Below are 13606 nucleotides of genomic sequence, written 5' to 3'. Positions count from 1 at the left end.
ATTAGATTCCGATGGAACTTGATTTAATTGCTATTTCAGCGCCACGTCTTAATCTTTTGAAAACACGAAGCGCAATTTGCGCCTGACTTACTGGAATACTCGGCACAACAGGCAATCCTGATTTGCTTATGATTTTAAAAGCCAAAGCCTTTTCATTGGCTGGCAGTTTCATCAAAGCAGAAAAGTAGAGATTTGGGTTTTTGACGAATGTCTTTTTGGCTTTATAGCTCTCTGCGTAGTTGCGCTTATAATCAAAAGCCTTGTCAAAGGTTTGTTCCGCTTTCGCGAAAAATGTGTCACGGTCAAAACCTCGTTTTACAGTCTTGCCGTGCATCTCAACTTCTGAAGCTTTGTGCTTGCTACCTGGGGAAAGGCTGAACGTATTGGATGCATCCTTCCGGCTCACAATGATATGGATGTGGCTTTGCTCGCCGTCTTTTTTCATTCCCTGAGTTATCCGTTTTCCGTTTTGTTGGTGCGGTGCTTGTTTTTCAAGTTTAGCAATTTCTCTTTTCATACTCTTAATATTTCCCTCAGCTCGTCCCTCTTGAATATTACGGATATCCGTTTTGAGCTGAAGTATTTTAGTTGCATACGGTTGGTTTTCTTTAATCTGAAAATCTGTTCCTTTAAAAGTTCTCTGATGCTCGATTTTCGCAAAGTATTTTATATCATCAACCGTAACAGGTCGTCCGTTGATTTCCCGATTGAAGGATGCAGCATAATCCTTCATCAGCTCTCTGGTGTATCGTTTTAAATCTTGACTATTGTCCTGAAGTTTTCTTAATTCATACTTTGAAGGACTGACCGTAATCGAATAAAACTTGGGTTCTTTCTTTTTCAGTTTTGCTGTGTTTCCATCAATTTCCTTGACCACCTCTTTAGCAGAAATCTCATCGCCATATTGATTGAAAAAATGTTCCATATCCTGCTGTTCCAAACCTTGATTTTCTTTCTCTAAATACCCTACGAAATCCGCCGAACTCTGTGAGTAATTTGTTCCTAATTTTTGAGGTGTGATGGTGATATACATAGCTCAAAAAATTAGAGTTCGTTTTTTAGATCCCGCTTTTCACGAAAGCGTACTTCCTTCTTTTCTTCGGCATATTTCTTTTCAACTATCAAAGGTTTTTTGCTTGGCTCCTCGTTCTCAAAAAGGGATTGAATCATCGCTACGGTAGGTTTGGTTTGGGTCTTTTCTACGTCACGCATTATAGCAATGACCGCATTGATTCTTTTGAGTAATTTGGCTTCAATTGTTCGTCCAGTTGGACCTAATTTTTCCTTTGGCGAAATTTCATTGTAGAAGAAAAAATCGAGCATCGTGGACATTGCCTCGGTATGCGATTTAAAGTAAGTACGTGAGAATGTTTGAAAACGTTTTGCTGTTTCCTTTTTGAATCTGATGCCAATAAATGAGTCCATATTTCGCCGATTTGTCGCAAAATCTTCCCAAAAAATGGGTGTTTCCAGCCCGTTTGTCGCAAATCGTTGATTGTCAGGAAATTAAAATGTTTTCAAATTACTGATAATCAGTTATTTAAAAATGAAAAGAAATTTTTAACATCGCGTAGCGTGTTACCCTCTTGCTATTCCTTTTCGTCACGCGCAAGCGTGACAAAAATCCATACAATCCGGCTAAAAAGCCAATTGCCATTTTCAAGGAAAAATGATTTTCCGATATGTTATTTTTCGATATGTAAGGGTATCGGCGAAAGTCGAAAAGTGGATAACCTTACTTTAATTTGAATGCTGAATTTCAGCGAAATAAAGATACGTTTTTTTATTGACGTAGGATAGATTACATACAAAAAACACCTCTAAAATTTTAGAGGTGTCTGTTTAATTTCTATTGAATACTATGGATTGAAAACGTAGGTGTAGGAATATAAATTCCGAAGTGCCTCTTCTTCAATCATTGTTTCAAAACAGCCATAATTTTCTGTTACGTATTTGCGAATACTATCCCCAAATTTTCGTTTCACATCTTCTTTGGAAGTTTCCAAAAGTCGGTTTTGAGCCTCTTTGCTCAAGTCTGTAAAATTGAGATATACCATAGCCTTTTATTTTACAAAATTCCGTTATCAGAAAAACTATAGTAATCGCCATCAGGCGCAAATATCAAATGGTCGAGAATGGTAATATCGAATAATTTGGATGCCTTTTTAATCTTGTTCGTTAAGCTCCTGTCTGCATCACTAGGTTGTAATTTTCCGCTTGGGTGGTTGTGCGTTAAAATTATAGCTACTGATAAAGATTTTAGTATAACCGCAAACAATATCCGAAGGTCTATTTGAGTGCTTGTAATTCCACCCTGCGAAAGTTGATATACCCCTTTTACCTTATTGCTATTGTTCAAAAGAACGACTTTAAAGGTTTCTTGTATGCCTATTGTGTCTTTATCCCAATCCTCATACAGTAGTTCAGCTGCATCCTTTGAACTACTAATTTTATGCCACATAGAAGATTTTAACCCGCCTTTGTAACTGATTTTTATTTCATTAACTTGTGCTTTCATTGTTTTGGATTTTTCAAATTTGAATAATGAAAAGAGGGCGCAACTTTCCAGAGGAACGCCCTCTTTAATTTTAGGTTTACTTATCGCCTTTACTTCCAAGCAAAAGGATTTCATCCGCTACCACTTCGGTAACATAGCGTTGGTTTCCGTCGTCCGTTGTGTAGGTTCGGGTTTTTAATTTTCCTGCGATTCCTACTTCTTTGCCTTTTTCGACAAACTTCTCAACGATTTCAGCAGTCTTGCCCCAGGCTACAATTGTATGCCAATTCGTATCCGTTTGTTTTTCGTCTTTACTGTCTTTGTAATACTCATTTGTGGCTAGTGAAAAACGGGCTACTTTCTTTCCGCTTTCAAGGTTCGTAATGGTTGGTTCTTGTCCAACGTTTCCAATTAACTGTACGTGATTTTTAATAGTACTCATAATGAAATATTTAAGTGATTTATATTTCCCCTATTGATTTAAAACAGATATAATTTTAAGGGGTGTTTGTTCTTTTCTTTCGTGCACCGCACAATGGATAGAGTGGGTTTTGTCAAGACTTTTAGGGCAAAATCAGGTGTGTTTGCGACGTAGTAAAATCCTTTGATTTTCAAGGAAGTAGAAACCTTATTTTACACTAAAACTCGTATAGTCTTGACAAGTTCCATAAGGGCATTAGCAATTCTTATAAATCCGGTTACGATTTGAGCGTACCGACAGTTAAGCGAAATGAGTGGCTGGGTTTATTTTAGAATTGGTTATGTCGTGCCTGTTTTTCGACGCCCCGAAAAACAACAAAGGCTTTATCCATTATAAACCCCTTAAAATGTGTAAGACAGCGGTTCGGTTTTTAAGGATTTTCGAGTAAGGGCTCAAGAAGACCATGCCGAAAATCCTGTTAAGAAAACCGAAGTGATGACTTTCCGATGAGAAAGCGGACTTCGTACCCTATTTCGGATTGGGAATGTAGTGTCCCGTTCCAGCTTAGCGGATCGGGTTAGCGAAATGGAAAGTAGAAATCGGGTACGGTGTCCAAGACCTTTGTAGTGAAGCTCTTTTCCCGAAATGAAGTGGTTGCCTACTTTTTAAGCAGGCAGGCTTGGAATGTAGGGGAATGTGCTGAGTGGGAATAAAAACAATTACGGCATATTAAAAACTATTAACCAGACACCCAAATAATACGATTCAATAGTATTAATAGTCAAAAGCGTACAATTCAAATGAGATAAATCAAAAACTCCAAATGTTGTACCTATGTTGTACCTGAGCATAAAAAAAGCCTAGATTTTCATCTAAGCTTTTTCGTACCTCGGGTGGGAATCGAACCCACACACCTTGCAGTACCGGATTTTGAATCCGGCGCGTCTACCAATTCCGCCACCGAGGCATTAAATTTCAAATCTGGATTTTGAATCCAGCGCGTCTACCAATTCCGCCACTTGAGCAAAATGAGGTTTAATTGTCTCTCTTTTTTCGAAGCTTTTCTTTTCCAATACTAGATTTCCAGTATTTTTCTCTTTTCCTTGCTTCATTTCTATCTAAACCAACTGGCTCGATATAAATAAGCTTAAATGTTCTATAAGCTTTAGTTGTTTTCTCCCAACCAGAATTATGTCTTTTTAATCTGTTTTTCAGATTTTTGGTCATTCCTACATAAATGTAGTTTCTTTCAACACTTGCAATGGCATAAATATAATACATTAATAAAATATTTAACTTAGCGCGCCTGCCTGTCGGCAGACAGGTCTACCAATCCCGCCACTTGAGCGTTTTAACAACCAATTTGGTTATTAGTCTGCAAAAATAAATATAATTTTAATATTTAAGCCAAAATTAACCACTAAATACTTTTTAGGTTAAAATAAATGTATAAATTTGCAGCTCGTTAAAAATAACGCAGTGTTTGCTCACTCTAAAACAACAAGTTACCTATGCCTATTGTTATTACCGAAGCCAAAATTTTTGCATGTAAGCAAAGTAAAGTCTTAGGCGAAAAAATAGCTAAGGCATTTGGTGCCGAATTAGGAAATGTAATTACATCAACCTACAGCGATGGCGAATTTCAACCTTCGTACGAAGAATCTATTCGTGGCACTCGTATTTTCATTATTGGTTCTACCAACCCAGGGCCAGAAAACTTAATGGAAATGTTATTGATGATTGATGCTGCTAAACGCGCTTCAGCAAGACATATAACCGCCGTTTTACCTTACTTTGGTTGGGCAAGACAAGACCGAAAAGATAAACCAAGAGTGCCTATTGCAGCAAAATTGGTTGCTAAAATGTTGGAAGCTGCAGGCGCAACGCGTATTATAACGATGGATTTACACGCGGACCAAATTCAAGGTTTTTTCGAAAAACCAGTCGATCATTTATTTGCATCTACTATTTTTCTACCATATTTAGAAAGCTTAAATCTAAAAAATTTAACCATTGCTTCTCCAGATATGGGAGGTTCGAAAAGAGCATATTCGTATGCAAAAGCCTTAAAAAGCGATGTGGTTATTTGTTACAAGCAACGTGCTAAAGCCAATGTTATTTCTCATATGGAATTAATTGGTGATGTTACTGGAAAAAATGTGGTTTTAGTAGACGATATGGTAGACACCGCAGGAACCTTAACAAAAGCAGCCGATTTGATGATGGAACGTGGTGCATTAAGTGTTAGAGCTATTTGTTCTCACCCACTATTATCGGGCGATGCATACGATAAAATAAACAACTCTAAATTAGAAGAGTTAATAGTAACAGATTCGATACCAGTAAAGCCTTTAAGCGACAAAGTTAGAGTTTTAAGCTGTGCCGATTTGTTTGCCGAAGTAATGGACAAAGTGCATAACAACCAATCTATTGCTTCAAAATTTTTAATGTAATTTAATAATTAATATAAATAGAAAATGAAATCAATTACAATCAATGGATCTCAAAGAGAAAGCGTGGGCAAAAAAGCAACAAAAGCCTTACGTAATGCTGGTCAGGTTCCTTGCGTATTATACGGAGGAGATAAGCCAGTACATTTCTCTGCGGCAGAATTGGCTTTCTCTAAACTTGTATACACACCAAATGCGCATACAGTTGTGATTGAGCTAGACAACGGTACAACTTTAAATGCTGTACTTCAAGACATTCAATTTCACCCAGTAACCGACAGAATTTTACATGTTGACTTCTATCAATTATTTGATGATAAAGAAATCGCACTTGATATTCCTGTACAATTAGTAGGTAACTCTCGTGGTGTTAAAAACGGTGGTGTTTTAAGAAGAAACTTAAGAAAGCTTCGTATTAAAGCTTTACCAGCTAACTTACCAGATTTTATCGAAATAGACATTACACCTTTAAAAATTGGTGATAAAGTTTATGTTGGTTCGTTACCTGCTGAAGATTACACGTTCTTACATTCTGATAACACTGTAGTTACACAAATTAAAACGTCTAGAACAGCTGTTGCTGATGATGACGAAGATGAAGCTGAAGGCGAAGGTACTGAAGCTGAAGCTACTGCTGCAGAATAAGCTCAGATTTAAATTAAAATATAAAGCATTCCGAATCGAAATTATTAAGATTCGGAATGCTTTTTTATTTTTACAAAAACACTATTTATGTTTCAGTTTTTGTACAAATTATTCCGAAGAAAAAGTGACATAGAAGAACAAAATCCTATGAAAAAATTTTTAATAGTTGGTTTAGGAAATATTGGTGAGAAATACGAAAACACGCGCCATAATATTGGTTTTAAAGTTTTAGATTTCTTTGCCAAACAAGAAGGCCTAACATTTGAAACAAAAAAACTTGGAGACCTTACAACCTTTAAACTAAAAGGCAGAACCTTTATTTTTTTAAAGCCAAACACCTTTATGAATTTAAGCGGAAAAGCCGTTTTGTATTGGCAAACTCAAGAAAAAATTCCGTTAGAAAACATTTTAGTAATTACCGACGATTTAAATTTACCCTTTGGTAGTATTCGAGTAAAAACTAAAGGAAGCGACGGCGGACATAACGGTTTAAAAGACATTCAAGCTAAACTAAATACCACAAAATACAACCGCTTTAGGTTTGGAATTAGCGATGCTTTTAGCAAAGGCCGACAAGTAGATTATGTTTTAGGTGATTGGACCACCGAAGAAGAAAATCAACTTACAGAGCGCTTAGAAAAATCGGTAGAACTTATAAAATCCTTTGCTTTAGCTGGTGTAAATAATACTATGAACACCTTTAATGGTAAATAAAAAAACTATTATTTTACAATAAGTTTTTTTATCGATTGGTTTTTACCATCGTCAATACTTAAAAAATACACACCTGTTTGAGCTGTATTTAATTGTATATTTTCTTTAAAATAACCTCGATTTTCAAAGGTGTTTTTATAAATAACCCGACCTCTAACATCAACAACTTTAAGGTTTAAAAAATCCGATTCAGAATTACCTAATTGCACGGTAAATTCACCTTTATTAGGGTTGGGGTAAACTTTTAAGCCCGATATTTCAAAATCTTCAACATCTAATCCGGTTTCTGTAGTTTCACACACCTCTACATACCAAGAATTTAAAGTCCCAACATCTCCATTACCAAAATCGCCTAAAGAAAGCGTCCAGTTTCCACTTAAATTTTCACCATTAAAACTCGATAGTAAGCTTCTTATAGATTCATATGATCTGTTACTTGCCGCATCGCTACAATCTAACGGTTGCGCATTATCATCAAAAACCATTAACATATCGTCTTCACTAAAACAGTCATCAAACGACTTTAACAACTTTGTAGTGCCATCTGGACTAGTTAAAGCTATTACCAAATCGCCAATGAATGCATGGCTAATATCAATACCAATGTTTAAATCTTCAATAACGCCTGTATCTCCAATAAAAATAGAACTACTTTGGCTAAAAGAATCTGTATTATCTGTAATTGTTAAATTTAAATTTGGAGAAGAGTTGTAAGTGGTACAATTAGTGTTTACGTTGTAATCTATGGCAAAATCTTCGGTATTTATTGCAAAAAAATTGTTGTTTGTTGGTTCAATCATTATTCTACAATATGGCGAAGGCGTATTAGGAACCGTTAGTGTATAACTCCCGTTGTTTGGTACATTATTCACTATTTCGTTATAAGATATACCGCCATCGGTCGACAATAATATGTTTACATTCGAGGCACCTGATAAACTATTTGTGTTGTTTACATCCCAGGTAATGGTTTCGGTACTACCCCCAGACCAAACAATTCCTGAAGTGTTTTGAGATGTAATTTCGAAAGGCCCATAACTTGCACTAAAAGTTACTACCATATCGTCGTGTGTATTATTGGCTCCACCTGGTTTGTTATCTCTAACCGTTAATCTAAAATCAACCGTTCTATTTACATTTGGTACTTTTTCCCATTTATTAGCATCTATGCCAAACTTCAAATCGGTTAAATTAGGAAAATACCTAACATTACTAATAGTTGGAGCAAAGGACCTTAACAACACCGAGTTTGAGTTGGTAGAGTTTGAATTTGGAAATGTAGTTGATGCATTATTTTCGTTAAACTGCTCCCAACAATATGTTATCGTATCGCCATCGGCATCACTACCCGAACCAATTAGCTTAAATGCTGTACCAATAGGTAATATTAAATCTGGGCCTGCATTTGCTGTAGGCGTTGTATTTCCAGTATTTGTAACGGTTGCGCAACTTGTGCCTTTTATGGTTGTTGCTACTTGTTCTATTGAAATGGCATGAAAATAAGCATCACTATTCCCTTGCACGTTGTAAGAACCTGCTATTCCAGCATATCCCATAATAGTAGAACCACTTCCTGGTTCCATATGCGAATTATAGCCTTCATTACTCCCATATGTAAACGTATGCGATGCACCAAATTGATGTCCTAATTCGTGTGCAAACAAATCAATATCAAAAGTAATTCCTCCCGGCTCTAAACCTGCCGTAAACCCAGTTCCTTTATGATTTACTCCTACGGTACCACCATTATTACAAACACAACCTATACAACCGGCATCACCCTCGTAACCAGTAGATGTAGCCAATAAATGTCCTACATCGTAGTTAGCTTCTAATATTTTGGAATCAAGCTCATTAGCTAACTCACTATAATAATTGCCAGTATTTGAATAAGGATCTGTATTCTCATCGAAATAAATAATATCGTCGTTATTAGCAATTAGCTGCAACGACACATTAAATTCGTTTTCAAAAACAGCATTTACATTGGTTAAACTTGCCGCTAAGGCAGCATTTACTCCAGCTAAAGTACCTCTGTGATATGCCGCATATTCACCAGTAACCGAAATAGCAATTCGGTAGGTACGTTTTTGACTATCGTCGGCATCTTTAAGCTCGCCAACTTTTTGTGTTGCTTGATTTTTAAGGTTATCTAATGTTTTACATAAAAAACTATTTTCCTTTAATAAATCAGGTTTAGTTTTAACCGAAATTAAGTTAGAATTAGCTTCGTCTGGCGATATGGTTAACGTACTTTCAGCACCTAAAACCACTCCAGTAAACCCTTTGTTTGGAGATAAACTAAAGCGCACAACAACCGAAGGATTATTGGTTTGATACCCAACGTACGATCTAATATCAGGATATTTAGCTTGCAAATCGGGATGCATTACAGAGGCTTCTGTAACCATGTATTCCACTAAATTATCATCGCTATCTGGTAACATTAAGGCAAGCTCAGTGTCCTTATTTAAGCTAGTATGTTGTTTTTGTAAATATTGAGAAAGCGCCATATTATCAAACTGATATACACTACCACTTGTAACCGATTTTAAATTATTAGAAAATTTACTTTGCGAAGACTCTTTTTTGAAAAAAAATGCTTGACCTGAAGCCGAAAAAATCGTCAAAAACATTGCTATTGATAAAACATAACGTAGATTTGTTTTCATGGTTGGGGCTATTAATTACTCCAAATATAATAAATCTTAATATAATTGACTTTTAAACCAAGTGAGTCAAACTAAAAATATAGAAAAATATTCAATTAATCAACCTTCGGTGGTTACCATTGGCACTTTTGATGGCGTACATATTGGGCATCAAAAAATTATAAAGCAACTTGTAAACACCTCAAAATTGGAAGGTTTAAAATCGGTAGTACTTACCTTTTTCCCGCATCCCAGAATGGTATTGCAAAAAGAATCGAATATTAAATTAATAAACACCATAAACGAGCGTTATACTATTTTAAATAGTTTAGGCTTAGACTTTTTATTAATTAAAACCTTTACTAAAGAATTCTCACGTTTATCGGCCGAAGAGTTTGTAAAACAAATTTTAGTTGATAAATTAAATGCTAAAAAAGTAATTATTGGTTACGATCATCGCTTTGGTCGCAACCGAAATGCCGATATTAATAACTTAAAAGTATTTGGAGAAACTTACGGATTTGCAGTGGAAGAAATAGCAGCACAAGATATTGACGATGTTTCGGTAAGTTCTACAAAAATTAGAAAAGCACTTATTGAAGGTGATATTACTACGGCAAATAATTATTTAGGTTATAATTTTATGCTTAACGGCACAGTAACAAAAGGAAAAGGATTGGGAAAAACCATAAATTTCCCAACCGCGAATATTTTAATTTCTGAAGACTATAAAATTATACCAAAACAAGGTTCGTATGTTGTAAAATCTGTCATTGAAAATACTACAGTTTATGGTATGATGAATATTGGAGTAAACCCAACTGTAAACGGAAACACCCAAACTATTGAAGTACATTTTTTTAATTTCAACAACGATATTTACAACAAAAACCTACAAATTGAACTGTTAAAGCGCATTCGCGATGAACAAAAATTTGAATCGGTTGAAGCCTTAACACAGCAATTAAAAAAAGATAAAGAAACCTCGTTACAATTTATAGCAGCTCAAAATGCTTAAATCGTTTTTATTTAAACACATCGATAATTCGGCTTTAGTTATTTTCCGAATGTGTTTTGGTTTACTGTGTTTTTTAGAGTCGGTTGGTGCCATTTTTACCGGTTGGGTAAAAATAAATTTGGTAACGCCTAAGTTTACATTTTCATTTATTGGTTTCGAATGGTTACAGCCACTTCCCGGAAACGGCATGTATTTTTACTACGCCTTAATGGGCATTTTTGGCTTGCTAGTAATGTTAGGCTACAAATACCGTTTAGCCATAATTAGCTTTACACTTATGTGGACGGCGAGTTATTTAATGCAAAAAACCTCGTACAACAACCATTACTATTTGTTAATTTTAATTAGCAGTATTATGGTGTTTATGCCAGCACATAAATATGCCTCGATAGACGCGAAAATAAACCCTAAAATAAAAAGCAATGCCATGCCACAATGGTGCAAATGGGTTATTGTTTTGCAATTATTTATTGTTTACACCTATGCTTCGGTAGCTAAGTTTTACCCCGATTGGTTAAACACCACTTTTATTGCCAATTTAATGAGCGGAAAAGCAGATTACCCGTTGGTTGGCCCTTTGCTTCAACAAAAGTGGTTTCATTATTTTTTAACTTATGGTGGTATTTTATTTGATGGCTTAGTGGTTCCTTTATTGCTATTTAAACCCACGAGAAAATTCATTTTTATAGTTTCAATTATATTTCATTTGTTCAACTCGTTTGTGCTTCAAATTGGCATATTTCCGTATTTAGCTTTAGCATTTACCTTGTTTTTCTTTGAAGCAGAAACCATTCAAAAGTTATTTTTAAAGAAAAAATCGCTTTACAATTCAAATGAGATTATTATTCCAAAAAGCAATAATTTTTTTATAGCACTATTTTCAATTTATTTTATTGTACAAATTGGGTTACCATTACGCCATCACTTTTTTAAAGACGATGTGCTCTGGACCGAAGAAGGCCATCGCCTATCGTGGCGCATGATGCTACGTTCTAAAAGCGGTATAATTTCTTATCAAATAGAAAATAAAACCACTGGCGAGCGCATAAGAATTAATTTAAACCAATATTTAACCAAAAAACAAAAGCGAAAATTAGCCATAAATCCAGATGTTATTTGGCAATTCGCCCAACACTTAAAACAGGACTTTAAAGCAAAAAATCAAGAAATTGAAGTATATGTTACTTGCCGCGTTAGTGTAAACCGCAAACCCTACAAATTGTTTATAAACCCTAAGGTAGATTTAGCAAATGTTGAGTGGCAAGCTTTAAAACATAGCGATTGGATTTTACCATCGAAACCCAAATAATTTTACTTTATAAACTAAAGCATAAATATTTCGTTACTTGGGGTATTTCATTAAATTTGTCACTTAAAATTTAACCCATGTTACAAGTTCCTTTTATTAGAGAGAATAAAGATTTAATTATTGAGCGTTTAAAAAAGCGTAACATTGATGCTGCGCAAATGATAGCTGATGTTTTAACATTTGATGAAGAACGCCGAAGTATTCAAGCACAATTAGATAATACTTTAGCCGAATCGAACTCTTTATCGAAAGAAATAGGAAACTTATACAAATCGGGGAAAGCGCAAGAAGCTAATACTTTAAAAGAAAAAACTTCGGAGCTTAAAGAAGCCTCTAAAACCTTAACTGAAGCTTTAAACACTAAAGCCGAAGCATTAAACGAATTGTTGTACAAAATACCAAATGTACCCAACGAGATTGTGCCTAGTGGAAACTCAGATGAAGATAACGAAGTTGTTTTTGAAGCTGGCGATATTCCAAAATTATACGATAAAGCAGAGCCACATTGGGAACTTGCTAAAAAGTACGATATTATAGATTTTGAGCTTGGTAATAAAATTACAGGCGCTGGCTTTCCTGTTTACAAAGGAAAAGGCGCACGATTACAACGTGCTTTAATTGCTTATTTTTTAGATAAAAATACAGAAGCGGGCTACACCGAATATCAATTACCACATTTGGTAAACGAAGCTTCAGGTTTTGGCACTGGTCAATTACCCGATAAAGAAGGGCAAATGTATCACGTTGCTGGCGACAATTTATATTTAATTCCAACAGGAGAAGTTCCAGGAACCAATATGTTTCGCGATGTTGTTTTAAACGAAACCGATTTACCAATTGGTATTACCGGTTACACACCATGTTTTCGTCGTGAAGCCGGAAGTTATGGTGCGCACGTTCGTGGTTTAAACCGTTTACATCAATTCGATAAAGTTGAAATTATTCGTGTAGAACATCCAAATAATTCATACAATGCTTTAACAGGTATGGTAGAACATGTAAAAGGTATTTTAAACGAATTAAAGTTACCATATCGCATTTTACGTTTATGTGGTGGCGATTTAGGGTTTACCTCTGCCCTTACTTACGATTTTGAAGTGTTCTCGACAGCGCAAGACCGTTGGTTAGAAATTTCATCGGTTTCAAATTTCGAAACTTTTCAAGCTAATCGCTTAAAGTTACGTTTTAAAAATAGCGATGGTAAAAACGAATTAGCACATACTTTAAACGGTAGTTCGTTGGCATTACCAAGAGTACTAGCTGGTATTTTAGAAAACTATCAAACCGAAAATGGTATAGAAATTCCAGAAGTTTTACAACCTTACACTGGCTTTAAAATAATCGATTAGTTCTAGTATCTTAAGACAAAATCAATTTTTTATCGATGAAACGCACAAAATAATCGTTGTTTAACGATTTTATTGTGTGTTTCTTTGTGTTTTTTAAAATTTTTATCAAGTTAGCTTAACCAAAAACTGTTAACCTACTTAACCCATGAAAAATTTAAAACGCATAATACTTTTAGTTGCTCTCGCTGTAGTAGCAAGTAAAGTGTTGTTTTCAGATTTCGAAATTGTAAAATCTGAAGATAATAAAACCGCTATAGTAAGTAAATAAGGCTTACTTCATTTTTATTATATCTTGTTTAAACGTTTTTACCCAAAACGCATTATCATATTTTATGCTGCTTCATTTTAGTTTTAAAATAGATCCATCATTTTATTTAGTTTAAACATAGACTTAAAACAAAATCACAAGTTTTTTTCAAAATAGTCATTTCTTAATCCATAGAAATTTAAGACTGTCCCCAATCGATTATCAATTAATGAAACGTTAATAGAAAATTATTTTTGGTTGGTAAGTGCCCGATATCATATCGGGCACTTTTTATTAAAAGTGTA

General features: G+C 34.9%; 14 protein-coding genes and 1 tRNA gene. 7 read left to right on the top strand and 8 right to left on the bottom strand.

The window, feature by feature from the left end:
• Window position 1: 1 nt before the first annotated feature.
• The 7 genes from mobB to PW52_RS04460 form a co-directional block, all read right to left on the bottom strand.
• Window positions 2-1033: a MobB family relaxase gene (gene mobB / locus PW52_RS04490; RefSeq protein WP_044631741.1), complete on the bottom strand. Its 1032-nt coding sequence runs from the start codon at window positions 1031-1033 to the stop codon at window positions 2-4.
• A gap of 11 nt (window positions 1034-1044) precedes the next feature.
• Window positions 1045-1425, bottom strand: a complete 381-nt coding sequence (locus PW52_RS04485; protein ID WP_044631740.1) for a BfmA/BtgA family mobilization protein — start codon at window positions 1423-1425, stop codon at window positions 1045-1047.
• Window positions 1426-1859: 434 nt separating this feature from the next.
• On the bottom strand, window positions 1860-2057 hold the full coding sequence (locus PW52_RS17680) for a hypothetical protein (protein ID WP_044631739.1): 198 nt from the start codon (window positions 2055-2057) through the stop codon (window positions 1860-1862).
• Between the two features lie 11 nt (window positions 2058-2068).
• Entirely contained in the window at window positions 2069-2518 is a 450-nt protein-coding gene (locus PW52_RS04475; RefSeq protein ID WP_044631820.1) for a JAB domain-containing protein, read from the bottom strand.
• A gap of 76 nt (window positions 2519-2594) precedes the next feature.
• Window positions 2595-2939 (bottom strand): single-stranded DNA-binding protein, encoded by a 345-nt coding sequence (locus PW52_RS04470; protein ID WP_044631738.1) that lies wholly within the window; start codon window positions 2937-2939, stop codon window positions 2595-2597.
• 864 nt (window positions 2940-3803) lie between these two features.
• Window positions 3804-3885: transfer RNA gene (locus PW52_RS04465), tRNA-Leu, on the bottom strand.
• A gap of 68 nt (window positions 3886-3953) precedes the next feature.
• Window positions 3954-4199 (bottom strand): GIY-YIG nuclease family protein, encoded by a 246-nt coding sequence (locus tag PW52_RS04460; protein ID WP_044631737.1) that lies wholly within the window; start codon window positions 4197-4199, stop codon window positions 3954-3956.
• Window positions 4200-4429: 230 nt separating this feature from the next.
• Here PW52_RS04460 and PW52_RS04455 point away from each other — a divergent pair, with 230 nt between their 5' ends.
• The 3 genes from PW52_RS04455 to pth all read left to right on the top strand — a co-directional run bounded on the left by PW52_RS04455 (window position 4430) and on the right by pth (window position 6727).
• Window positions 4430-5371, top strand: coding sequence for a ribose-phosphate pyrophosphokinase (locus PW52_RS04455; protein WP_044631736.1), 942 nt, complete (start codon window positions 4430-4432; stop codon window positions 5369-5371).
• Window positions 5372-5395: 24 nt separating this feature from the next.
• Window positions 5396-6013, top strand: coding sequence for a 50S ribosomal protein L25/general stress protein Ctc (locus PW52_RS04450; protein WP_044631735.1), 618 nt, complete (start codon window positions 5396-5398; stop codon window positions 6011-6013).
• Window positions 6014-6100: 87 nt separating this feature from the next.
• On the top strand, window positions 6101-6727 hold the full coding sequence (gene pth, locus PW52_RS04445) for an aminoacyl-tRNA hydrolase (protein WP_044631734.1): 627 nt from the start codon (window positions 6101-6103) through the stop codon (window positions 6725-6727).
• 8 nt (window positions 6728-6735) lie between these two features.
• Here the strand turns inward: pth and PW52_RS04440 are convergent, their stop codons facing one another.
• On the bottom strand, window positions 6736-9399 hold the full coding sequence (locus PW52_RS04440) for a zinc-dependent metalloprotease (RefSeq protein ID WP_052823379.1): 2664 nt from the start codon (window positions 9397-9399) through the stop codon (window positions 6736-6738).
• A 61-nt stretch (window positions 9400-9460) separates the two neighbouring features.
• Between PW52_RS04440 and PW52_RS04435 the strand changes: the two genes are divergently transcribed.
• The 4 genes from PW52_RS04435 to PW52_RS17770 all read left to right on the top strand — a co-directional run bounded on the left by PW52_RS04435 (window position 9461) and on the right by PW52_RS17770 (window position 13322).
• On the top strand, window positions 9461-10396 hold the full coding sequence (locus PW52_RS04435; RefSeq protein WP_044631733.1) for a bifunctional riboflavin kinase/FAD synthetase: 936 nt from the start codon (window positions 9461-9463) through the stop codon (window positions 10394-10396).
• Complete coding sequence (locus PW52_RS04430; protein ID WP_044631732.1) at window positions 10389-11705, top strand: HTTM domain-containing protein; 1317 nt, start codon at window positions 10389-10391, stop codon at window positions 11703-11705. The genes PW52_RS04435 and PW52_RS04430 overlap by 8 nt, the downstream gene beginning before the upstream one ends.
• Window positions 11706-11782: 77 nt before the next feature.
• On the top strand, window positions 11783-13054 hold the full coding sequence (gene serS, locus PW52_RS04425; protein WP_044631731.1) for a serine--tRNA ligase: 1272 nt from the start codon (window positions 11783-11785) through the stop codon (window positions 13052-13054).
• A 145-nt stretch (window positions 13055-13199) separates the two neighbouring features.
• The gene (locus PW52_RS17770; protein ID WP_262509259.1) at window positions 13200-13322 is read left to right on the top strand and encodes a hypothetical protein; all 123 of its coding nucleotides are present in this window, start codon (window positions 13200-13202) and stop codon (window positions 13320-13322) included.
• Window positions 13323-13606 lie beyond the last annotated feature (284 nt).

This window comes from Neotamlana sedimentorum (genome assembly GCF_000943565.1).
GTDB classification, from domain to species: domain Bacteria; phylum Bacteroidota; class Bacteroidia; order Flavobacteriales; family Flavobacteriaceae; genus Neotamlana; species Neotamlana sedimentorum.
This window is presented reverse-complemented; position numbering and strand designations above follow the sequence as displayed.